We start from the raw sequence: 21,816 nt of genomic DNA on the forward strand, positions 1-21,816 counted from the left end.
CCGCACAGAAGAGAGGTACACAGATGAGCGCACCCGAGGTACAACCCGAACAGGCGGGGCAGGAGGCACAGCACCCCGCCCAGCAGGCACTGGCGGCTCTCGCAGAGGGCGGCGTGGAATTCGACGTCCAAGCCCTGCTAAGCAGCGCACCCGCCAGCCCGTTGAACAAAGAAGCCGCCGTGCTGATTCTCTTCGGCGTGCTCGACAACTCGCCCTCCACCGGCGAATTTGAAGGCTGCCCCGAGAACGTCAGCGCCGACCTGGATGTACTGCTCCTCGTGCGTGCCGCAACCCTGCGCTCACACGCCGGTCAGCCCGCCTTCCCCGGCGGCAAAATCGACCCTGAAGACTACGCGCACGCCGAAACCACCGGCGAACCCGTCGCCCACATCGCCGCCCTGCGCGAGGCGGTCGAAGAAACTGGGCTAGACCCCGCCGGCGTGCAGATCCTCGGCCAGCTGCACACCCTGCCGCTACCCATCAGCAACTTCATGGTCACCCCCGTGCTTGCCTGGTGGAACAGCCCCGTGCCCGTCGAAGTCGTCGACCACAACGAGTCCGCGCTCATCGCCCGCGTGCCCGTGCGTGACCTGCTCAACCCCGCCAACCGGCACACCGCCTACGTCAAACACGGCCGCACTTCACACCGCACCCCCGCCTTCGAGGTGCGCATGCCCGGCGGCGAAGAATTCACCGTGTGGGGATTCACCGCGATTCTACTGGACCGGATCTTCGACTCGCTCGGCTGGACCGTGCCCTGGGATACAAAAAAGATGCGCCCGGCACCCGGCTACGAGGAGTAACTACGAGGAGTAAAACCGGCTGGAATAAATACCTGACCAGCGGATACAGGGTGCAGAATAGTGCGCAAATAGGGGCGGCAGATAGCTTGAATGAAGCTACCTGCCGCCCCTATTTTCGCTGTTGCACGGTGCCGCATATATGCCGCTGATTATTTACCGCAGATTATTTACCGCTGATTATTTATTTACCCTCGGCGTAGTTGCGCACCCGCGCCACCGACACCGGAAAATCAACCGGCACCCGACCGAAGAGCAGACGTGCCGCCTCCGCAGCGCCCTCACGCACAATACGCTCCACGCGATCCGCCTCCAGCTCGGGACCGCACAGCAGAAGCTCATCGTGCAAAAAATACACAATGCGGGTGCGCATCGGCATACCAAAAATTCGCTCCGACAACAGGCGAGAACGCACCGCGCCCATCCAGCACAGAGCCCACTCAGCCGCCGTACCCTGCACAATAAAATTGCGGGTCATACGCCCGTGCGCACGTGCAGTCGACACCGCACGCGACTCAGCCGCCGGCGAAGACCGATCAGCCACAATCTCACGGAAACGCTCATCCACCGGCGGGGAGGTACGACCCAAAAAAGTCGTCACCTGACCGCCCGCCTCACCAATGCGCGCGGCACGCTCCGTAAAGTCCATCGCCTGCGGAAAAAGCGCCGCCACATGCGGCAACAGGGCACCAATCTCACCGCTACGGCCGCCATACATAATCGCCAGCATGCCCACCTTCGCGTGGGAACGCTCCGTCAAACCCACACCCTTCATGCGCGCCAACTCGGCAATACCCGCATACAGGTCAGCGCCACGACCCGCCGAGGCGAGCGCCTCATCACGGCTCAACGCCGCCAGAATACGTGGCTCAATCTGCGATCCATCCGTCACCGTCAGCACCTGACCCTCCGGCGCCTGCACCGCCTGACGAATCTCCGCAGGCAGCTGCAACGCACCACCGCCAGAAGCGCCCCAGCGCCCGGTCGCGGCGCCACCCACCTCAAGATGCGGGCGGAACGCACCCTCAGAAACCCAGGTATCAGCCCACGTCCAGCCGTTAGCAGTCCAAATACGGTACAGCTTCTTATAGCGCAGAATCGGGTCAATCAGCGCCCAACGCTTTTCCCGCTGAGCCGGAATCGCATCCGCCCAACTCTTCAACTCCCACGAACGCGTAGATTTCACCGAAACCCCCGCAGACTGCAGAGCACGCAAAAGATCCTGCGGCGAATCCGGATTCAACGACGGCATAAACAGCATGCGCTGAATCTGCTCCGCCAACTCCTGCATCTTCTGCGGACGCTCCCCAGGCACCGGGCGCGGACCCAACAACTCGCACAGATGCTCATGATGCGCCTGCACATTAAACGGGATGCCGTAATAACCAATCTCAGCCGCCACCAGCGCACCGGCAGACTCCGCCGCCGCCAAAAGACGCAACCGCTCCGGGTGCCTCGACTCGCTAATAGCGCGCGCCTGCGCCAGCCACTCACGCATCAGCACACGCACCACCGGATGCTCCGGCAGCAGAGTCACCGGGCCCGCCGCCAACTGCGGGGCAAAAGGCTCATGGGGCGCCGCCTCCAGGAAATTCGGGGAGGAATCGGTGGGGGAGGAATCGGCGGGTGCGGCGGAAGAGGTAGCGGGAGCACTCAAAAAATCAGTGCCGAACAGCTCCTCCTGGCCCTGAATCTGCCGCGCCACCGGCAGATACCCCTGAGGCTCCACCGCCTCACGCACATCAGAAAGATCTAGCACCGAGCTGTACTCCACAAAACCGCTCGGATGCGTAGCGGCAGTCGCCAAAATTCGCTGCACCAGACGCAAATCATGGCACAGATGCACCCGCACCCCGCGGCGCAGAAGCAGTGGGTCAACGTGGCGGGTATCAGCCCAAATCCAGCGGGGAAAACGCGCCTGCGCCGAATCTGCCGCTTGCCGCTCTACCTCTCGCACATACGCCGGAAGATTTGCCGCACTCACCCGATCCGCCCGCGTAATCCGCGGAATAAAGGTCGGGTCCTGCAACTGCTCAGCGGTCGGCGCCGAAAAATGAAAAGCACCCCACGAGGTCACCGGCTGAGCACCGCGCGGGGACGCACCCGCGGCAATAGCCGACGTGACCGGGTGCGCGGGGGTGCCGGTCTGGGCGGTAATACCCGCGCCGGTGGCAGGACTGAGCAGAACGTACATTCTTCCATTATCGAGGATGTGTCGGTAGAACGGGTGGTGCGTGGTTATCACCAGAATGTACGAGTGGTTTGTCATAAAAGCGCCGGATGCGTGCGTTTTGTTCGTTTGAGGTGCGTGCATCGTGGATATTTCGGGGTGCGCGAGGAGTTATCCACAGAACGCTCATTCTCATAAAAATTCGGGGCGGGCGCAATGCTCTCCTAGAGCCATGAACCCCGTCATGAATCCCTCCAGCAATCCCGCCGGGCACCCTGCCAACAATCCCGGCAACCCCAACGGTTGCTCGCCGCGTGCCGCACAGGGCGCGAATCAGCCGGGCGCACAGAATATGGGTGTCCAGAACACCCGCGCGCACTCGCTACCCGCCCTGCTCATTCCCGAAGACTATCGCGCCCGCGCCGTCGCCCTGCACGCCCGCGAGCTGATTCTGCGCTCGCCGCAGATGAGCGCTATCGCCCTGGGTGGTTTTAGTGGCGGGTTCAGTGCCGGGTTCTGTGGCGGACCCAGTAACGGATTCAGCGCCGGGGCCGAGCGGGCAGGGGAGCGGCCGCCCGCAGAGGGCGTGGTTGCCGCGGGCAGTGCAAACGCTGCGAGTGCCGCGGGCGGTGGGCTACTCCAAGAATCCCAGCCCCTCCGCGAGATTCTCGAAAACGCCGTGGACGAGGCAATCTGCGCCATCGACGGCGGATGCCAGGGGAATGCTCGGGGGAACGCCTGGGGGAACACGAGTGCAGAAGTAACGGGCGCAGACGGAACTAATGTGACGAAGCCCCGAAAATTCCGTGTCAAAACTGCACCGCCCACCTCCTGGAGCTACCCCAGCGTGGAATACGTGCCCGTCAACCGGCAGACCGCGCTGCGCTACCTCGCCGCGGAACTCTACGGCCTCGGTGCCCTCGACCTGCTCCTCGACGAGGGGCAACGCGCCGGAACCATCACCGATATCTACGTGAACTCGCCCTGCGATATCTGGGTGGGCATCAACGGAACCACCCGCCCCGTGGCGCTAAGCCTCGGCAATGAGCGGCGCGTGCGTGACCTCGCCGAGCGGCTCATCCGCAGGCACGGCGGACAGCTGGATGCCGCGCATCCGGCAGCTGACATTAGCGACGCGCAGGGTCGGCGTATCCACGCGATTATCCCTCCGCTGAGCAAACGCACCCGGCTCTCCGTGCGCCTACCCGCCCGCGAGCGCCCCACCCTGGCGCAGTTACAGGGCGCCGGGCTGTGCGATGAGGCGACTGCCGCCTACCTGCGCCGCATGATTGCCGAGCGCCGCGGGTTCCTGATTAGCGGGGGCACCGGCACCGGCAAAACCACCCTGCTCAACGCACTGCTGGGGCTGTGTACGCCGCAGGAGCGCCTCATTCTGCTCGAAGACACCCCGGAACTTGCGCCGCAGCATGAACAGGTTATTGCCCTCAAAACCCGCGCCGCCAACTCCGAAGGCGCCGGCGAAATCGGGTTGGGTGAGCTGATTGTGCAGGCGCTGCGTATGGGCCCGGATCGGCTCGTGGTCGGCGAGTGCCGCGGTGCGGAGGTGGTGCACCTGCTGACCGCCATGAATACCGGTCACCGCGGCGCCGGAACGACCCTGCACGCCAATAGTGCGCAGGCGGTGCCCCTGCGTTTGTGCGCCCTGGGTGCGCTCGCCGGACTGGATAGTAGAACGGTCGCTCTACATACGGCGACGGCTTTTGAACGCATCATCCACCTGGAACACCGGGACGGACGCCGCCGCATCGAGGGCGTCTACAGCCTGCACCCCGCAGTTGAGGGGAGCGAAGAGTATCTGCAGGTCAGGCGTATTTCTGTGGGCTCCGAAGTTGGGTACTAGCCCCCGTAAAGGGGAAACGGAAAACGTGAAAGGAGGAACCATGAAAAGGGAAGAAACGAGTCGAGGAAGCCTTCGCGAACGCTGGGCTGAGCACCTCGCCGGAGCAGCCAGCGCCGAGGAAATGCGCATGTGGCCGCTCATGCTACGCACCCTCGCCCTGAACCTGCGCGCCGGCATTCCCCTGCAGGAGGCGGTGCACGCCGACCCTGGCACCGGGCAGTTTGCACAGTTCGGGCAAAACGAACCGGTGCCGGATGCGGGGAAAATGCACGCGAAGAAAATAACAGCCCGGAAAAGCGCTGGGAAAAGCGCCCAAGCTCGACGGGCACGAGGCTTCTCGCCCCTCTCCGAAGACTACGGGCACAAGCGGTGCGCCGAAGATATCCGTCGTTTCACGCAGGCGCTTGCCGCACTTGCCTCCTGGGGCGCACCCGCACACCTCGCCTGCGCCCAGCTACTCGAAAACAGCAGCCGGATGCGCCCGCACAGCCGCGCCCGCCTGTACGACCTGCAGCTGAGCCTGCGTATGAGCGAGAGCGCCGGTGCGCCGCTCGCCACGAGCCTGGAACGCGCCGCAGAACACGCCGAAGAACGCATCGACGCGCTCCTGGGGCGGCAGAGCGCCCTTGCCGCGCCGCGTGCCACTGGCAGGATTCTCTCCTGGCTGCCGCTACTCGGCCTGGGGTTGGGTGTGCTCATGGGAAGTGACCCCGTGGGCGTGCTGACCGGCTCCATCCTCGGGGCGCTTACCGGTTTGTTCGGGCTGGGGCTCGCCTTCGCCGGGCGCCGCTGGACCGCCGCGCTCGTGCATCGGGCGGAGGTGGAGAGCACACGAGCTGGGCATACAGGAGGCGAGCAGGCCTTGAATGCACCGACTGTTGATACCGCCCTCGTACTGGAACTACTCGCCGCGCAGTTGAGAGCCGGGCTTGCACCGCTCGCCGCACTGGGCACCCTCGCCGAGGCGCTTAACAGCCGACCGTTGCACACGGTCTGCCAGCGCCTACAGATGGGCAGCGGCTGGGGGAGTGCCTGGTCGGGGTCCGCGGCGGGAACCTTCGGTGAGCTGCGGGATGCACTCGCCCCCGCCTACACGGGCGGCGCACCCAGCACGGCGCTACTGCTCTCCCTAGCCGATGCGCACCGCCTCAACGAACGCCGCGCGGCAGAACGCGCCGCCGGAAAGCTCTCTGTAGCGCTCGTAGTACCCCTCGGGTTGTGCTCGCTACCTGCCTTTATCTGCCTGGGCATTATGCCCATCCTCATCTCGCTACTACCCACGCTGACCGGCTAAAGAACCAAGCCCATAAGCACTGTCGACTAGCCGAAATGCTGAAAAGTTTAGACCTTCGCTTTAGACCTTCGTCCATCTGCAGCGAACGCGGATGGGCACCCACCCCGCCCCGCATGTTTAGGGCACAACGAAAGGAAAACCAATGACGAACACCCTCTGCGAAGCAATCCGCCACGACCTGCACCCGGTCGGCGCTCCGGTAAACGCCCCGGCCGGTGCTCCGAGCGAAATTCAGCCCGCCGCACCCGGCGCAGAAGCGCAGACCATTCTGGGCCCCGTGCCGCTGTCCGTTGCTATTGCAACCACCATGAAGCAGCTGCGTGAAGAATGCCCCGAGCTCTTCAACGATGCCGAGCTTTTGAGTGATGCTGAGCTGAACCACACCGGCCCCAGGATTGACCCTAACGAAATGGAGATTGATATGAACACGAACAGCCTGAGCCCCGAGCAGGCGCTGACCATTGCCCGTGCGCTCGCCGAGGGCTGCACCCTGGACGAATGCGGCGCCACCTGCCGCAGCCTGGGTGAGCACGCGCCCGGCTGCACCGAATATGTACCAGCTGAGAGCGACGATAAGGTACTCGAAGAGTACGCCCCGGCGGGGGACCCGGAGGAAGGCGCCTCCACCGCGGAGTACGGCATCGTGATGCTCGCGGCGGTCGGTTTCGCGGGCCTGCTGGTGCTGATTCTCAAGTCAGATGAGGTGCGTTCCATGCTCCTGGATATTGTGCGTAACGCCCTGTCCATTGCGGGCAATACGGGACTGCTCTAGAGGCCTTAGTCTAGAGGTATTGGAAAACCCGCCGTAGGGTTTTGTCCCTAGATGCTAGGTTCTTTGGAAAATCAAGCCAGAAGGGAGGAATAAAGAATGAACGCTCATGTGAATTTGGGTGCTTTGCGGCGCACTTGCTCCGCAGGGAAAACCAGTGTGGACCCGACACTCTCGACCCCGCACAAGAGCCCGGCAGAAGAGGGTGTGATCACCGCCGAATTTGCGGTCGCCCTACCCGCCGTGACGGTGGTGCTCGCCCTCTGCCTGGGTGCCGCCTCCACGGGGGTTGCGCAGCTGAAGGTGGAGGAGTCCGCGCGAACGGCTGCACGAGCCGCCGCCCGCGGAGACTCCGAGGCGCAGATTCGCTCCGCCGTCAGCCGCATCGACCCTGCGCAGAGCGTGCAGATTTCTGTTTCTCCTGATGATGTAGCCGCGACGGAGGCGGGGCGCACCCGGCAGGTGCACGTGCGGGTGAGCCGCCCCGCCCCCGGTGTGATTGGTTCGGCAACCGGCTGGGTGCTGCGGGCGGACGCCCACGCCCGCGTTGAAGCCGGCGCTGAAAACGATGCTGAAAACGGTGCGGGTCATGAAGGTGAGTAGAGCCGCTATGGGTCCCACCCCGAAAACAGCCTCCGAGAATCAATACCCCGAAGCGGGTAGCGGCACCGTCCTTGCCCTCACCATTATTGCCGCGCTACTGGTGGTGACCGTGGTGATTGCCGGGCTCATTGGGGTGGTGTCCGCAAACCGCAGGGCTTCCGCGGCCGCCGATTTGAGTGCGCTCGCGGCGGCAGACGCCTACCGCGGGCTCACCGAGGGGGACCCGTGCGCGGTCGCGGCGGATCTTGCCGAACGCCACGGCGCGCACCTGGAATCCTGCACTTTTCCGGATCGCCCCGAAACGGTGGAGGTGACGGTCGCCGTCCCGGTCGCGGGGCCCATGGGTGCGCTGGGCCCGGCGAGGGTGCGTGCCCGCGCAGGGGCTGAGCATCTCGAAGAAGGGCGCCCCGAAGAAGAGCACGCGGCGGGCAACGTGGAGGAGCTGAGCCCCGATGAGGTAGCCGAGCTGGAGGAAGAGCTGGAAGCTGCGCAGGACTCAGCGCCCGAGCCTCCCGCACCAGAAAGCTCCGCAGAATCAGAGAATCCAGTTGAGCCAGAAAACCCGCCTGAGCCAGAAAACCTAACCGACTAGGCTATTTACGTTCATCGGGAGTTGTCATTCCGGTATGCTCTACCCCCCCAGCACGCCCCGCGCCTCCTGTACGCCCCGTGCCTCCTGCAGTAATCTACGCCCCTGTAATAACCTACGCCTCCGCCATACTCTGCAGCATCGCCTGCAGTAGCGCCCGCGCGCCGTGCTTGCTGAGCGGCTCGTTGCGGTTGCCGCACTTGGGTGAGTGCACGCAGGAGGGGCAGCCGTTGTCGCATCCGCAGCTTTCGATCGCTTCGAGGGTGGCGCTCAGCCACTGCGCAACCGCGTTGAAGCCGCGCTCGCTAATGCCCGCACCGCCGGGGGCTGCGTCGTAGACGAAAATGGTGGGCCTGCCGGTGTCCACGTGAAGCAGCGTGGAGAGCCCGCCCAAGTCCCAGCGGTCGCTGGTGGCGATGAGCGGCAGCAGTCCGATGGCGGCGTGCTCGGCGGCGTGCAGGGTGCCGGGGCTGTCCTCTTCGGTCACGCCCGCGCCGAACAGGTAGCTGGGTTCGAAAGTGAACCAGACCGCCTCGGTCATGAGCACTTCCGGCGGCATGGGTTGCTCTTCTTCGCCCAGGTATTCGCCGCCGTAGACGGAGAAGCGCCGATAGCCGGTGACCTGGTCGGTGACCTGAACCTGTCCGCGGTGCATGGTGAGCGGGGCGAGCTGCGGTTCGCCGGGAACAGGCTCGCCAGGAGCAGACTCGGCGGGAGCAGTTACACCGGGAGTAGTCTCGCCGGGAATCGCTTCCCCAACAGCGTTTTGCGCACCGTAACTAACCCGCGCACGCTCCGCCAGAATACGCACCTCGGTGCTCTCAACGGCGCGCGTGTAGTAGTCCGGGTAGACGCGGCTGAGCAGGATCACGCGCTCGCCCTCGCTGAGGGACTCGACCACGTACTGCGCGCTCTGGTGAATATAAATCGCGCCCGGGTGCCCCTGGCTCATGGCGTGCGCGGCGTCCATGGTGCCAACCAGGGTGCCGTCTTCGGCGTCGATGAGCTGGTAGGGTCCGCCGCCGGTGCCGCGGATATCGACCAGGTCGGCGGCTGATTCGGCGTGCGTCCAGTACCAGCCGTCCGGGCGGCGACGCAGGTACCCCTGCTGCACCAGCCGATTCAGCAGGGCTGCGGTATGCGGCCCGAAGAGGCTCAGCTCTTCGGCGCGGATGGGTGCCTCCTGCGCGGCGGCGCACAGCTGCGGTGAGAGCACGTACGGGTTTGTCGGGTCGAAAACGGTCGCCTCAACCTCCTGCCCGAAAATCGCCTCCGGGTGGTGCACCAGGTAGGTATCGAGCGGGTTGTCGTCGGCAATGAGTACTGCGAGCGCGTCCTGACCGCTTCGACCCGCGCGGCCCACGCGCTGCATGAAGGAAGCACGGGTGCCCGGCCAGCCCGCCACGAGTACGGCGTCCAGTCCGGAGATATCGATGCCCAACTCCAGTGCGGAGGTGCTCGCCAGACCGAGCAGTTCGCCGTTGCGGAGTTTGCGTTCGAGTTCGCGGCGCTCTTCGGGGGTGTACCCGGCGCGGTATGCGGCGACGCGGTGGGCGAGGCCCGCCTCCACCTCGTCGAGGTAGCGTTGGGTCTTCTGCGAGAGGATTTCTACGCTGCGGCGTGAACCGGCGAAAACCAGGGAACGGGTGCGGGAAAGCGCCAGGTCGGTGAGCATTTGCGCGCCCTGCTCCACGGGGGAGACGCGGCGCGGCGCCTCCTGCTCAGCCTTCGACTGGACTGCCTGCTGCTGGGTGCTGCGGGCGCCCTTGGCTAGCTGATCGTGCGCCTTGGGTGGCATGAATTCAGGCTCCCAGAGCGCGACGGTGGTTTCACCGCGTGCGGAGGTGGACTCGGTAATGGCGGTGACCGCCTGCTGCGGCACGCCGATGAGCTTGGAGAAAGACTCGACCGGGTTGGAACTGGTTGCGGAGGCGCCGTAGAACACGGGCACGGTGCGGTAGAGTGCGCAGACGCGGCGCAGGCGGCGCAGCAGGTTGGCGATATGCGCGCCGAAAACGCCGCGGTAGCTGTGCGCCTCGTCGAGCACCACGTAGCGCAGCCCGCGCAGGAAGGATGCCCACTGCCGGTGGTTGCTCAGGATTGAGTAGTTGAGCATGTCCGGGGTGGTGAGGATGAAGTTGGTGTGTTCGCGGATCCAGCGGCGTTCGCCGGTGGGGGTATCGCCGTCGTAGCTTGCCGCGTGGAGCCCCGGCAGGTTGTAGGAGGTGAGGGCGGTGAGCTGGTCGGCGGAGAGTGCCTTCGCCGGCGAAATATAGAGAACGTTCGCTCTATTATTGAGGTTTTCTGCCCCCGAATACGCGGAAGTTGAACTCACCGGATCGCCACAGGATACGCGATAAATAGCGTCCAGGGTGGGCATCAGGTAGCTCAGGGTCTTGCCCGAGGCGGTGCCAGTCGCCACAATCACGTGCCCGCCGCTGCCGGCACTCTTCGCGTCTTCGGCGTGCGCGGGAGTCGGTGCTTCAACGCGTTCAGCTTCAATGCGCCCCGTCTGCCAGCCGTAGCGCGCCGCACTTGCCGCCAGCGCCGCATCAAGACCCGCGTGGGCGGCGTCTGCCGCCTGCACCTGGTGGGCGTAGGGCTCGGCAATGCCGAGCGATTCAAAGGCCTCCACCACGCGCGGATGCAACCACTGCGGCCACGGCGCGTAGCTCGCATCCCTGGCGGGAACGGTGTGGATATGGGTTACCTGCTCGGGCAGGGTTCCGGTGCGTTCCGCCTCCGGCAACAGGGATGCCAGCACCTGCTGTGCGCTCGCGGGCAGCTCGCGGTAGCGTAGTGTTTTTGGGCGCGCCGCAGACTGCCCCTGCGGCTGTTCGGGCTGGTGTACAGGCTGGTGCGTGGGTTGCTGTTCGGGGTGTTGGTTGGCGTTCTGCGAGGAGGTGCTGTGCGGCATGGGTTCCATTGTAGAGCGGCGGGCTACACCCCGACTTGCCGCCGGTCACGCGCTACCCTGAACGCCGGTTCCGAACCCGCTCGGATCCTCCCTCGACCCAGAGCCTGACCCCGAGCCTAGCCCCTAACCTAATCCCGCCCCGGCACCGCCTCTGTGCCGCCGACCCCGTAGTCAGCGCGCACATATCAAAAAATCTGCATGCTTTAGGCGTATATGACGATAAAATAGTTTCGTGGCTCAAAATAAGATTATTCTGTATTACCAGTTCGCCCCCATCGCCGACCCGCAGGCGGTCATGCTCTGGCAGCGTGCCCTCTGTGAGAAGCTCGGCCTGCGCGGGCGCATCCTCATTTCCAAGCACGGCATTAACGGCACCCTCGGCGGCGAGATTAACGCGGTCAAGGCGTACACCAAGGAAACCCGCAAGTACCCCGGCTTCAAGAACATGGAGTTCAAGTGGTCCGAGGGTGGCGCGGAGGACTTCCCCCGCCTGTCCGTGAAGGCTCGCGACGAGATTGTGGCTTTCGGTGCTCCCGACGAGCTACAGGTGGACGAGAACGGCGTCGTTGGCGGCGGTGTGCATCTGAAGCCTGAAGAGGTTAACAAGCTTGTTGAAGAGCGCGGCGACGAAGTGGTCTTCTTCGACGGCCGTAACGCGTTCGAGGCGAAGATTGGCAAGTTCAAGAACGCTATCGTTCCTGACGTGCGCACCACCCACGACTTCATTCGCGAGATTGAGTCCGGCAAGTACGATCACCTTAAGGACAAGCCGGTCGTCACCTACTGCACCGGTGGTATTCGCTGCGAGATTCTCTCCGCGCTCATGAAGAACCGCGGCTTCAAGGAGATTTACCAGATTGACGGCGGCATCGTCCGTTACGGTGAGAAGTACGGCGATAAGGAACTCTGGGAAGGCTCGCTCTACGTCTTCGACAAGCGCATGCACATGGAGTTCACCCCGGACACCGTCACCATCGGCAAGTGCGAACAGTGCGGTGCCCCCTCGAACAAGTTCGAGAACTGCTCCAACGATTCTTGCCGCGAGCTGGTTCTGCTCTGCCCCGAGTGCGCAGCTGATGACGCAAAGCGCCGCTGTGTGCCCGAGTGCTCGGTGGACCGCGAAGCAGCTGAGGTGAACGCCTAATGGCAGCCGCTAAGGGCGGCGCGGTTCAGATTTCTAAACCTCGCATTGAGGAGCACCCGGCGCTGGTTGTTGCTGGCGTCTCGCAGGTGTTCCCCCTGGATGGCGACTTCTCCTCGCTGTGGGATGAGCTGAATCAGAAGGCGTCCCCGGCGATGCTGGATGTTCTGAACGTGACCCAGTATCTGGGTGTGTGCACTCAGCCGAACCCGAAGGGCCAGGTCCGCTACACGGCGGGCTTCTTGGTGTCGGAGCCGGCGAGCGCGGCGAAGCTTGGTCTGGGCGTGCTGGAGTTGCCAGCGAGCACCTACGCGGTGGTTGAGGTGACCGGCCCGATTTCGGAGTCCATTCCGGCTGGCTTTGCGAGCTTTGAGGAGGCGTTCTTCGCGAAGAATCCGCAGTACCGCCCGGTGGGTGGCCTTGAGGTGTACGGTCGCGGCGATATGCAGGCGGCTGATTACCGTATGGAGCTGTGGGTTCCGCTGGCGAAGCGTTCCTAATGTAGGTTGTCTCGGTAACTTTGGTTGCTGAGTGGAGAGCCCGGTGGTGCGATGTGTTCGTTCCGCCGGGCTTTTTTGTGCCCTTTTCGGCTGTATTTTGCGCCAGCATTTTGTGGCGGTATGTGTGCCTCGTGCGGGTGAGGCGTGCGGGCGGGTGAGGCGTGCAGGTGGTGTGTGCAGCGAAAGTTGGGGAGGGATGCTCTGTGCGTAATACCCTGAAACAAAATACTTGACATGTAAAGTAATTGGGTTTAGATTTAAAACACTAGCCCGGCACTACAAGAGCCCGAGCGCAACCCGCAAAGGAAAAACCATGAGCACCAACCTGAACAGCACCCCGCAGCTTGACGAGTCTATCCGCATCAGCCACCTCGAGCCCATGCGCGGCGACGAGAAGAAGCTCGGCTTCCTCTCCTTCGGCCACTGGGCTGAGGTCCCCGGCTCCCGCGTACCCTCCGCCGCAGAATCTCTGCACCAGGCAATCGACCTTGCCGTAGGTGCCGAAGACATCGGGCTGGACGGCGCGTTCTTCCGCGTGCACCACTTCGACCAGCAGCAGGCAACCCCCTACCCGCTGCTCTCCGCAATCGCCGCCAAGACCGAACGCATCGAGCTGGGTACCGGCGTGATTGACATGCGCTACGAAAACCCGCTCTACATGGCTGAACTTGCCGCCATGGCAGACCTCATTGCGGCGGGCCGACTGCAGCTCGGTGTCTCCCGCGGCTCGCCCGAATCCGTTATCCGCGGCTTTGAGAGCTTCGGCTACTACCCGGCAGAAGGCGAAAACGAGAGCGATATGGCGCGCCGCCACCTCGACATTTTCCTCAAGGCAATCGAGGGTGAGGGCATGGCGCCCAGTGCTCGCGTGGCGGGCAAGTACGCCCCCGTACAGCCGCAGTCGCCGGGTCTGCGTGAGCGCATCTGGTGGGGTGCAGGCACCGATAGCACCGCCGTGTGGACCGCGCAGAAGGGGCTGAACCTCATGTCTTCAACCCTGATGCTGGAAGATAAGGGTATTCCCTTCGATCAGCAGCAGGCGCAGCAGATTCGCCTCTTCCGCTCCGAGTGGGTGAAGGCGGGCAATTCGGGTGTTCCGCGTGTTTCGGTGTCCCGCTCGGTGCTGCCCATTATTGATGAAACCTCGGCGCGCTACTTCGGGCGCCGCGCCGCGGAGGACTCGCAGGATTACACCGGCATTATCGACAACAGCTTCTCCCGCTTTGGTCGCAGCTACATTGGTGATCCTGCGGATATTGCCGAAGAGCTCGCTCGTGATGAGGCGGTTCAGGCGGCGGACACCGTGCTGCTGACCATCCCGAACCAGCTGGGTGTGGACTTCAATCTGAAGATGCTTGAGGCAATCGTGAAGGAGGTCAAGCCCGCGCTGACCACTAAGTAAAGCCCCTGAGGTGAAGACTCCGCAGAACCTTCTGCGCTAGCAGGGTTTCGCGCCAGCGTGCCGCCGTCGCTTCCGTGATGGGCGGTGGTCGCTGATGAGCGCGAACTCTGCCGCCTCCCGAGGGCAAGGGCGCGGAGCACGTGCGGCAGCCCGCACAAGTGGACAATTGGTCAGTTATCACTGTATAGTCATCGTATGCTGACTATTGCTTCACACCTCGACGTCATGAACCGGCTCGGCCGCGCCATGGCCGACCCGACACGTTCCCGGATTCTGATGACCCTCCTCAGCGGCCCGAGCTATCCAGCCGTGCTCTCGCGCGAGCTGGAGCTGACCCGCTCGAACGTGTCCAACCACCTGACCTGCCTGCGCGATTGCGGAATCGTCGTCGCCGAGCCCGAGGGCCGCCAGACGCGCTACGAGATTGCCGACCCGCACCTCGCCGCGGCACTGACGTCCCTAATCGACGTCACGCTCGCGGTGGACGAGGCCGCGCCGTGCATCGACCCGGCATGCTCGGTGTCGGGCTGCTGTGGAACGGCGGCGGGAGCATGAGCGAGACCCTGACCACCGCACGCCGCGCGATGCTGCACCGGCGCGTCCGCTTCATCGTCGGCTTCACGATCACGTACAACGTAATCGAGGCAATCGTCGCAGTCTGGGCAGGCGTCCTCGCCTCGTCCGCGGCTCTCATTGGCTTCGGGCTCGACTCGGTTGTTGAGGTACTCTCGGCCGCGGCCGTCACCTGGCAGTTCACCCGCAAGGACCCTGAGCGGTGGGAAACGGTCACCGTCAAGGCCATCGGCATCGCGTTCTTCGCGCTGGCGGCCTACGTCTCAATCGACGCGGTGCTGGCCCTGGTCGGCCAGGAGGGCCCCGACCGCAGCCCGCTGGGTCTCGGTATCACCGCGCTGAGCCTGGTCGTCATGCCTCTGCTGGCGTGGATTGAGGTCCGCACCGGGCGGGAGCTGGGCTCCAAGAGCGTGATGGCCGACGCCAAGCAGCTCATCCTGTGTATCTACCTCTCCGGTGCAGTGTTCATCGGCCTCGTCCTCGACAGCCTGTTCGGCTGGTGGTGGGCTGACTCGGTCGCGGCGCTGGTCGTGGCGGTGCTCGCGGTGCGCGAAGGCCTGGAGGCCTGGCGCGGCGACGTCGAGTCGCCGTTCGAAGTGCTAGAGGACCTTGAAGACGACTGACCCGTCACCCGACGATGAAGAGCCAGTGCTGCAACCCAGACATGCGCTACGAAAACCCGCTCTACATGGCTGAACTTGCCGTCATGGCCGATCTCATTGCGGCGGATCGACTGCAGCTGGGCGTGGACTTCAACCTGAAGATGCTGGAGGCAATCGTGAAGGAAATTAAGCCCGCGCTGGCCACCAGGTAAAGGTCCTGAGGTGAAGGTCCTGGGGTAATGACCCCGTGCCAAGCTGTTTCCAGCGCTCTGTAATGCGCTGAGATGCTTGTTTCCATACAGCTTGAGCCACACATACAGCGATGCCCCGGCAGGCACCCGCAAAGGTTCCGCCGGGGCATTACTATGCTCACGTTCTTAGAAATCCTTCTGTCTAAAAGTCTTTCGTCTTTTCCCAAGGCTCAATAGCGCCCGGAACCACCTCAAAGAGCGGATGCGCACACGCCGCCAGCTCGCCGCGCGCCGCCAGCTCGCCGCGCGCCGCCAGGCGCTCGCTCAACCGGTGCTCCCACTCGGGGTCACGCCCAGCCACCTTGTGCCGCAGAAAGGCGAGCTCGTACTCCAACTGACCCAAAGGAACAGGAATACGCGCGACCGAAGCATAAGGGTTTTCTGCCTTGTCAGCGCAGTTTTTATCGGTGTCGTTTTTGCCTGCGCTATTTTCGTTTGTACTATCTTTGCCTGCATCATGTTCGCCCGCGCCAATCAGTGCACGGTTGAACGAGTAGCCGCGGGCATCCGCCTCATCCACCAGCCCGGACAGGTAGGCGGCAACCGCCTCCAGCGGCTGCGGATGCGCGCGAAAACGAATCAGCTGCGGGTGGTTCGTGTACCCGCGAGTCAGACCCCGCAGCACCTTCTGCGCCAGCAGGGTTTCACGCCAGCAGGCGACCAGGGCGCGCCGATCGAGAAGGCAGGGGTGAAGGGACCAAATGCGCACGCCTAGCCCTGCGCTTCTGCCGCATATACCTCAGCGGCATTTTCACCAGCCGACGCTGCGCCCGCGTGCTCGTCGCTAAAGTGCAGGAAGCTCTTGAGCACCAGCTCACGCACCGCATGCAACAGGGTATCGCGCGGATGCTGCTCCTGCGTACCGCGTGCCGCGGCGGCAGCCTCATCGTATTCGGGCCAGGACAGCAGCATGGCAAGAGCCGCCACAATCTGACCCACGGCAAGCTCACCATCGCTTGCCGACGCAAAACCAGCGGTCTCGGTGGAGAGCAGCTGGGTGCGGCACAGACCCGAACCGGCACGCAGCAAAATGACGCTGGGATGCTCGGCGCCGGGGCGGCCGTGGCGTTCCTCGGTGACGTCCTCGGCAACCTCCAGATGCGCGGCAAGCAACGCCTCATCGTCCATGGCGGCGAGGCGGTCGTAGCGGCGCACGGACTCGGTGAGGGCGCGGGCGATGGGCTGCTGAATCGGGTAGGTGATTTCCTCGAAACGCTGCAGGGGCTCGGTCACGCCTGCCGCGGTCGCCTCGGTCGGGCGGCGCAGCCAAATCATGCCGAAACCAATAGAATGAACGTTCCGGGAAGCGAAGTCGTTCAGGTACGCCACGTAGGTCTGCTCGTAGTGGCTACGGTCGCGGTTCTCGCTCGCGTCCTTCAACCAGGTCTCCGCGTAGGAGGCGGGGGTCAGCGCCTCACGCTGAATAAACCACGCCTCCGCGCCGCCGTCGGCAACCCAGGCACGCGGACGCTCATCCCACGGACGCGGTGCTTCCAGGTCCTCAGAATCGCGAATAATTTCCCAGTTGCCCAGCATCTGCGCGCGGCCACCGGGCACCAGCACCGACGGCAGCTGACGCACCATCGTGCTCACAATTTCGTCACCGGGCAGGCCGCCGTCACGGTAGGTGAACTGCTCTTCGGCGCTCTCACCGGCAACGCGCGGGGTAATCACGAACGGCGGGTTTGACACCACCAGGTCGAAAAGCTCACCGGCGACCGGCTCCAGCAGGGAACCCTCACGCAGGCTTACTCGCGCCTGCGGGTTCTGCGGATCAATATTGAGTGCCTGCGCGTTCAGCAGTAGGTTAAAATGGGTGAACGCCAGGGCGCGCTCCGAAATATCGGTGGCGGTCACGTGCTCGGCGTGGGCAAGCAGGTGGAAGGTCTGAATACCGCAGCCGGTGCCCACATCCAGGGCACGCTTGACGGGGGTGCGCTCGGTAATCTGCGCCAAAGTCAGGGAGGCGTGACCAATGCCGAGCACGTGATCCTTACGGAGCACGCCGGGGCGCTGATGCGCACCCAGGTCGGCGGCAACAAAGATTTCGGTGCCGTCATCGGCGGCGTGCGGGCGCAAATCAACGCTGGCGGTCCAGCGGGTAGAATCCGCAGCGTCGCGCTCAATCAGCGCGGCATTCTCGAAGTCAACCAGGGCATCGCCGAAAACCTCGGTTGCCTCCGCTTCGGTGAGCGGGCGAGCCAGCAGGAAAAACGCCAGCAGACGCGCCAGGTTCTTCTCACCCGCACTGTAACCGCCGCGCAGAATATGCTCCACACGCCACAGACCCGGAACCACCTGGTCGCGAGCCATCGCCTCAGCCGCCTCAACACCGAGCAGCTCCTGCACAGCGTCATAGCTGTAGTTCAACGCCAGCAGGCGTTCACGGATGCGGGTCAGGCGGGCGTAATCATCGCTGCGGGGAGCATCCGCAACGGCAGCGTACTCGGGAGCGAAAGAGGCGGCAGAAATAGTCATGCACACCATTCTACGCACCCGCCGCATCTGCCCGGGCGCGCCCACCGCGTATAGGCGGCAGCGCAATGACACAGCCCCGACCCACCCACTGACCAAAACCGTCATCTGCGCAAGAGCGCCCACCCCATCGCATACACTGAAACCATGAGTAACCTGTACCCCGATGAAAGTATCAGCGTCGACAAGTGCTGGGAGCGTCTGCACGCAAACACTCTCGGCCGCCTCATCCTCACTGACGGACAGCACGTCGATGTGCTGCCCGTGCTCTACGCCGTCGCCAGCCAAGACGACAAGCAGGAAATCTACATCCGCACCACCCGCGGCAACAAGTTCTCCTCCGTGGTGGTCAGCCGCCGCGTCGCCTTCGAAATCGACGAAACCCTCGAGGACGGCATCCGCTCGGTCATCGTGGTCGGCGTCGCCCACTGGCTCCCGCCCGAGATGACCCCGCAGATCGTGCGCACCTTCGACCTGCCGGACTCCGACACGCACGAAATGCAGTGGGTGCGCATCGCGCCGCAGACCGTGTACGGCCGCGAATACCCGCTACTGCCCGCATACCTGGACGGCACCCACCCCGACTCTGATACCCTCACCAGCTAGCGGTTAGCGTCCACACCCCGGAAAACGCGGCCCCGCAGGATCCCCGGTGAGCACGTCAACGGGTGCCCCGTGCACCAATCAGTCCACCGGTACCGTATGATGGAGCGAGTACCCTGCGACCACCGCGTCTCAGCGCACACACGGTGCGGGGCGCAACCTCGACCCCCGCTCCGGGAGTCCAACACACTAATCGCTCAACGAAACACCTCACCCATCGTATTGAACCGCCCCGACCGCCCGGACCGGACGTTCGTGTGGGTTATGGTTGAATACGTAGCGACAACACATAGATAGAGGAGTGCCGTGCCCGCTCAGGCCAAGAATGGAAAAGCCCTGCTAATCGTGGAGTCCCCCTCCAAGGTCAAGACCATTAGCGGCTACCTCGGCGAGGACTACCTGGTCGACTCGTCCATGGGTCATATCCGTGACCTTCCGCAGCCCTCCGAGCTGCCCGAAAACCTCAAGAAGGGCCCCTACGGCAAGTTCGCGGTCGACGTTGAAGACGGCTTCGAACCCTACTATGTGGTCAACCCCGACAAGAAGAAGAAAGTTACCGAGCTCAAGCGCAAGCTCAAAGAGGTCGACGCGCTCTACCTGGCAACCGATGGTGACCGCGAGGGTGAGGCCATCGCGTGGCACCTGAAGGAAGTCCTCAAGCCCAAGGTGCCCGTCTACCGCATGACCTTCCCCGAAATCACCCGGGAAGCCATCCAGCGTGCCTTCGGCGAACTGCGCGACATCGACCTGCACCTGGTCGATGCGCAGGAGACCCGCCGCATCCTCGACCGTATCTACGGTTACGAAATTTCCCCCGTGCTCTGGCGCAAGGTCGGTCGCGGCCTCTCTGCAGGCCGCGTGCAGTCCGTCGCGACCCGCCTCGTGGTCGAGCGCGAACGCGAACGCATGGCCTTCGTCGCCGCCAACTACTGGGACCTGTCCGGCCGCTTCCTGAACGCGGCCTCCGAGGGCTTCGACGCCAAGCTCGTCGCCGTGGACGGCAACCGTATCGCCACCGGCAAGGACTTCGCTGACGACGGCACCCTCAGCTCCTCCAAGGTCACCCACCTGAACGAGGAGGCGGCCCGCGCGCTCGCCGCCGCCCTACAGTCAGCGGCGTTCTCGGTGCGTTCGGTCGAGACCAAGCCGTACAAGCGCCGCCCGGCAGCGCCGTTCACCACCTCCACCCTGCAGCAGGAAGCCGCGCGTAAGCTGCGCTTCTCCTCTCGCGTGACCATGCAGGTTGCGCAGCGCCTGTACGAGAACGGTTACATCACCTACATGCGTACCGACTCAGTTGCGCTGAGCGATCAGGCCGTCAAGGCCGCTCGCCGCCAGGCCTCCGAGTTGTACGGCGCCGAGTTCGTGCCCTCCGCACCGCGCGTGTACACCTCCAAGAGCAAGAACGCGCAGGAAGCCCACGAGGCAATCCGTCCCGCGGGTGACACCTTCCGCACCCCGGACGCCGTGCGCGGCTCTCTGTCCAACGACGAGTTCCGCCTCTACGAGCTGATCTGGAAGCGTACCGTCGCCTCCCAGATGGCCGACGCGACCGGTTCCACCGCCTCCGTGCGCCTGGGCGCCGTGGCCTCCAACGGTCAGGACGCCGAGTTCGCAGCATCCGGTACCGTCATCACCTTCCGCGGCTTCCTCGCCGCCTACGAGGAGGGCGTTGACGCATCCCGCGTGGCTGAGCGTGAGGCGAAGGACGCTGAGAAGCGCCTGCCGAACCTGACCACCGGCGAGGCACTGACCGCCGAGGTGATTGAACCCGCCGGCCACGAGACCCTGCCGCCTCCGCGCTACACCGAGGCGTCCCTCGTGAAGACCCTGGACGAGCTGGGCATTGGCCGTCCGTCCACCTACGCGGCGGTTATTTCGACCATCATGGACCGCGGATACGTGAACGTTCGTTCTGGTTCGCTGATTCCCTCCTGGACCGCGTTCTCCGTGGTGCGTCTGCTCGAATCCAGCTTCGGCCCCTACGTGAACTACGAGTTCACCGCGCAGATGGAAGAAGACCTCGACCGCATCGCACGCGGCGAAGAATCCCGCGTCGAATGGCTGGGCGAGTTCTACTTCGGCGGCGGCTCCAAGCGCGGCCTGAAGCCCATCGTCGACAACCTCGGCGAGATTGACGCCCGTAGCATCAACTCCATCCCGATCGCGGACGGCATTGTGCTGCGCGTGGGCAAGTTCGGCCCCTACCTGGAGGCCGAGGGCACCCTCGACACCGAGACCGGTGAGCTGACCGAGCCTGTCCGCGCGAACGTGCCGGCCGACCTGGCACCGGACGAACTGACCGAAGCGAAGGCACGCGAACTGCTCGAGCAGGGCAAGTCCGACGGCCGCGTGCTCGGCGTTGACCCGGTCTCCGGCAACCAGATTGTGGCTCGCGACGGTCGCTACGGCCCCTACGTTACCGAGGTGATCGAGGAGATGACCGAGGAGCAGATCCAGGCATACCTGGACGCGCAGCCGACCGAATACTACAAGAACGGTAAGCCCAAGCCGAAGAAGAAGCCGAAGCCCGCCAAGCCTCGTACCGCGTCCCTGTTCAAGTCCATGGACCTGGCGACCGTGACCCTGGAGCAGGCACTGCAGCTGATGAGTCTGCCGCGCGTGCTCGGTACCGACGCTGAGGGCGTGGAGATTACCGTGCAGAACGGCCGCTTTGGCCCGTACCTGAAGAAGGGCACGGACTCCCGCTCGATTGGCAGCGAGGACGAGATCTTCACGATTACGCTGGAGCAGGCCCTGGAGATTTACTCCCAGCCGAAGCAGCGCGGTCGTGCGGCGGCTAAGCCTCCGCTGGCTGAGCTGGGCGTGGACCCGGTCAGCGAGAAGAAGATCGTGGTGAAGGACGGCCGCTTTGGCCCGTACATCACCGACGGTATTACGAACATTACGGTTCCGCGTGCGGAGTCGGTCGAGTCGCTGACCCACGAGCGTGCGGTGCAGCTGCTTGCTGACAAGCGCGCGAAGGGCCCGGTCAAGCGTAAGACCGCCGCGAAGAAGACCACCACGGCTAAGAAGACTACTGCTAAGAAGACGACCGCAAAGTCTACTACCGCGAAGAAGACGACCACTCGTAAGACCGCGGCGAAGAAGACCGCCGAGTAGCCTGACGCGTTGTCAGCAGCCAAGTAGCGTTTCTACTTGAAGGCGCAGGATGTGCCCCCTGAACCCCATAGCGGGGTGGGGCGCCTCCTGCGCCTTTTGCGTGCCCGGGGAACGTTTGTGCTCGGTGTGTTCGGCGCGTTTTT

General features: G+C 64.1%; 17 protein-coding genes and 1 pseudogene. 14 read left to right on the forward strand and 4 right to left on the reverse strand.

Features of this window, described 5'->3' with window-relative positions:
• Positions 1 to 23: 23 nt before the first annotated feature.
• A complete protein-coding gene (locus HMPREF2710_RS00220) occupies positions 24 to 803 on the forward strand; it encodes an NUDIX hydrolase (RefSeq protein ID WP_049360386.1) in 780 nt (259 codons plus the stop codon).
• Between the two features lie 181 nt (positions 804 to 984).
• Here the strand turns inward: HMPREF2710_RS00220 and HMPREF2710_RS00225 are convergent, their stop codons facing one another.
• Complete coding sequence (locus HMPREF2710_RS00225; protein WP_070598901.1) at positions 985 to 2,994, reverse strand: bifunctional 3'-5' exonuclease/DNA polymerase; 2,010 nt, start codon at positions 2,992 to 2,994, stop codon at positions 985 to 987.
• A gap of 220 nt (positions 2,995 to 3,214) precedes the next feature.
• On the opposite strand from HMPREF2710_RS00225, the gene HMPREF2710_RS00230 reads away from it, so the two are divergent.
• From HMPREF2710_RS00230 to HMPREF2710_RS00250, 5 genes are all read left to right on the forward strand, one after another.
• A complete protein-coding gene (locus HMPREF2710_RS00230; RefSeq protein ID WP_070598903.1) occupies positions 3,215 to 4,831 on the forward strand; it encodes a TadA family conjugal transfer-associated ATPase in 1,617 nt (538 codons plus the stop codon).
• A 40-nt stretch (positions 4,832 to 4,871) separates the two neighbouring features.
• Positions 4,872 to 6,125: a type II secretion system F family protein gene (locus HMPREF2710_RS00235; protein WP_070598906.1), complete on the forward strand. Its 1,254-nt coding sequence runs from the start codon at positions 4,872 to 4,874 to the stop codon at positions 6,123 to 6,125.
• A 142-nt stretch (positions 6,126 to 6,267) separates the two neighbouring features.
• Positions 6,268 to 6,897: a DUF4244 domain-containing protein gene (locus tag HMPREF2710_RS00240; RefSeq protein ID WP_070598908.1), complete on the forward strand. Its 630-nt coding sequence runs from the start codon at positions 6,268 to 6,270 to the stop codon at positions 6,895 to 6,897.
• Between the two features lie 156 nt (positions 6,898 to 7,053).
• Positions 7,054 to 7,497 carry a TadE family type IV pilus minor pilin gene (locus HMPREF2710_RS00245; protein ID WP_239665160.1) on the forward strand — a complete coding sequence of 148 codons (444 nt, stop codon included), beginning with the start codon at positions 7,054 to 7,056 and terminating at the stop codon, positions 7,495 to 7,497.
• 7 nt (positions 7,498 to 7,504) lie between these two features.
• On the forward strand, positions 7,505 to 8,089 hold the full coding sequence (locus tag HMPREF2710_RS00250) for an Rv3654c family TadE-like protein (RefSeq protein WP_049357235.1): 585 nt from the start codon (positions 7,505 to 7,507) through the stop codon (positions 8,087 to 8,089).
• A gap of 112 nt (positions 8,090 to 8,201) precedes the next feature.
• On the opposite strand, the gene HMPREF2710_RS00255 is transcribed toward HMPREF2710_RS00250, so the two are convergent.
• Positions 8,202 to 11,012, reverse strand: a complete 2,811-nt coding sequence (locus HMPREF2710_RS00255) for a DEAD/DEAH box helicase (RefSeq protein ID WP_070598911.1) — start codon at positions 11,010 to 11,012, stop codon at positions 8,202 to 8,204.
• A gap of 223 nt (positions 11,013 to 11,235) precedes the next feature.
• Here HMPREF2710_RS00255 and HMPREF2710_RS00260 point away from each other — a divergent pair, with 223 nt between their 5' ends.
• The 6 genes and pseudogenes from HMPREF2710_RS00260 to HMPREF2710_RS09615 all read left to right on the forward strand — a co-directional run.
• On the forward strand, positions 11,236 to 12,147 hold the full coding sequence (locus HMPREF2710_RS00260) for an oxygen-dependent tRNA uridine(34) hydroxylase TrhO (RefSeq protein WP_070598914.1): 912 nt from the start codon (positions 11,236 to 11,238) through the stop codon (positions 12,145 to 12,147).
• Positions 12,147 to 12,644 carry a GyrI-like domain-containing protein gene (locus HMPREF2710_RS00265; protein ID WP_070598917.1) on the forward strand — a complete coding sequence of 166 codons (498 nt, stop codon included), beginning with the start codon at positions 12,147 to 12,149 and terminating at the stop codon, positions 12,642 to 12,644. The genes HMPREF2710_RS00260 and HMPREF2710_RS00265 overlap by 1 nt, the downstream gene beginning before the upstream one ends.
• Before the next feature lie 313 nt (positions 12,645 to 12,957).
• Positions 12,958 to 14,046, forward strand: coding sequence for an LLM class flavin-dependent oxidoreductase (locus HMPREF2710_RS00270; RefSeq protein ID WP_070598921.1), 1,089 nt, complete (start codon positions 12,958 to 12,960; stop codon positions 14,044 to 14,046).
• A gap of 195 nt (positions 14,047 to 14,241) precedes the next feature.
• Entirely contained in the window at positions 14,242 to 14,601 is a 360-nt protein-coding gene (locus tag HMPREF2710_RS00275; protein ID WP_005508274.1) for a Cd(II)/Pb(II)-sensing metalloregulatory transcriptional regulator CmtR, read from the forward strand.
• The gene (locus HMPREF2710_RS00280) at positions 14,598 to 15,242 is read left to right on the forward strand and encodes a cation diffusion facilitator family transporter (RefSeq protein ID WP_049331681.1); all 645 of its coding nucleotides are present in this window, start codon (positions 14,598 to 14,600) and stop codon (positions 15,240 to 15,242) included. Before HMPREF2710_RS00275 ends, HMPREF2710_RS00280 begins: the two co-directional genes overlap by 4 nt.
• 38 nt (positions 15,243 to 15,280) lie before the next feature.
• Positions 15,281 to 15,367 (forward strand): annotated as a pseudogene (locus HMPREF2710_RS09615) (luciferase); the annotation flags it as partial.
• 247 nt (positions 15,368 to 15,614) lie between these two features.
• Here the strand turns inward: HMPREF2710_RS09615 and HMPREF2710_RS00290 are convergent.
• Together HMPREF2710_RS00290 and HMPREF2710_RS00295 are read right to left on the reverse strand one after the other, a co-directional pair.
• The gene (locus HMPREF2710_RS00290; RefSeq protein ID WP_070598925.1) at positions 15,615 to 16,181 is read right to left on the reverse strand and encodes a pyrimidine dimer DNA glycosylase/endonuclease V; all 567 of its coding nucleotides are present in this window, start codon (positions 16,179 to 16,181) and stop codon (positions 15,615 to 15,617) included.
• Between the two features lie 2 nt (positions 16,182 to 16,183).
• Complete coding sequence (locus tag HMPREF2710_RS00295) at positions 16,184 to 17,950, reverse strand: DUF7059 domain-containing protein (RefSeq protein ID WP_246824505.1); 1,767 nt, start codon at positions 17,948 to 17,950, stop codon at positions 16,184 to 16,186.
• Between the two features lie 144 nt (positions 17,951 to 18,094).
• Between HMPREF2710_RS00295 and HMPREF2710_RS00300 the strand changes: the two genes are divergently transcribed.
• Together HMPREF2710_RS00300 and topA are read left to right on the forward strand one after the other, a co-directional pair.
• The gene (locus HMPREF2710_RS00300; RefSeq protein WP_070598931.1) at positions 18,095 to 18,553 is read left to right on the forward strand and encodes a pyridoxamine 5'-phosphate oxidase family protein; all 459 of its coding nucleotides are present in this window, start codon (positions 18,095 to 18,097) and stop codon (positions 18,551 to 18,553) included.
• A gap of 303 nt (positions 18,554 to 18,856) precedes the next feature.
• A complete protein-coding gene (gene topA, locus HMPREF2710_RS00305; RefSeq protein ID WP_070598934.1) occupies positions 18,857 to 21,673 on the forward strand; it encodes a type I DNA topoisomerase in 2,817 nt (938 codons plus the stop codon).
• Positions 21,674 to 21,816 lie beyond the last annotated feature (143 nt).

Source organism: Rothia sp. HMSC069D01 (genome assembly GCF_001810135.1).
Classification (GTDB): domain Bacteria; phylum Actinomycetota; class Actinomycetes; order Actinomycetales; family Micrococcaceae; genus Rothia.

What these genes read in the sequence shown, in the direction of transcription:
- HMPREF2710_RS00275 (WP_005508274.1), top strand. Translation starts at nt 14,242, where the DNA reads ATGCTGACTATTGCTTCACACCTCGACGTCATGAACCGGCTCGGCCGC.
- HMPREF2710_RS00300 (WP_070598931.1), top strand. Translation starts at nt 18,095, where the DNA reads ATGAGTAACCTGTACCCCGATGAAAGTATCAGCGTCGACAAGTGCTGG.
- HMPREF2710_RS00250 (WP_049357235.1), top strand. Translation starts at nt 7,505, where the DNA reads ATGGGTCCCACCCCGAAAACAGCCTCCGAGAATCAATACCCCGAAGCG.
- HMPREF2710_RS00295 (WP_246824505.1), bottom strand. Translation starts at nt 17,950, where the DNA reads ATGACTATTTCTGCCGCCTCTTTCGCTCCCGAGTACGCTGCCGTTGCG.
- HMPREF2710_RS00225 (WP_070598901.1), bottom strand. Translation starts at nt 2,994, where the DNA reads ATGTACGTTCTGCTCAGTCCTGCCACCGGCGCGGGTATTACCGCCCAG.
- HMPREF2710_RS00265 (WP_070598917.1), top strand. Translation starts at nt 12,147, where the DNA reads ATGGCAGCCGCTAAGGGCGGCGCGGTTCAGATTTCTAAACCTCGCATT.
- HMPREF2710_RS00235 (WP_070598906.1), top strand. Translation starts at nt 4,872, where the DNA reads ATGAAAAGGGAAGAAACGAGTCGAGGAAGCCTTCGCGAACGCTGGGCT.
- HMPREF2710_RS00270 (WP_070598921.1), top strand. Translation starts at nt 12,958, where the DNA reads ATGAGCACCAACCTGAACAGCACCCCGCAGCTTGACGAGTCTATCCGC.
- HMPREF2710_RS00255 (WP_070598911.1), bottom strand. Translation starts at nt 11,012, where the DNA reads ATGGAACCCATGCCGCACAGCACCTCCTCGCAGAACGCCAACCAACAC.
- HMPREF2710_RS00280 (WP_049331681.1), top strand. Translation starts at nt 14,598, where the DNA reads ATGAGCGAGACCCTGACCACCGCACGCCGCGCGATGCTGCACCGGCGC.
- HMPREF2710_RS00220 (WP_049360386.1), top strand. Translation starts at nt 24, where the DNA reads ATGAGCGCACCCGAGGTACAACCCGAACAGGCGGGGCAGGAGGCACAG.
- HMPREF2710_RS00240 (WP_070598908.1), top strand. Translation starts at nt 6,268, where the DNA reads ATGACGAACACCCTCTGCGAAGCAATCCGCCACGACCTGCACCCGGTC.
- HMPREF2710_RS00230 (WP_070598903.1), top strand. Translation starts at nt 3,215, where the DNA reads ATGAATCCCTCCAGCAATCCCGCCGGGCACCCTGCCAACAATCCCGGC.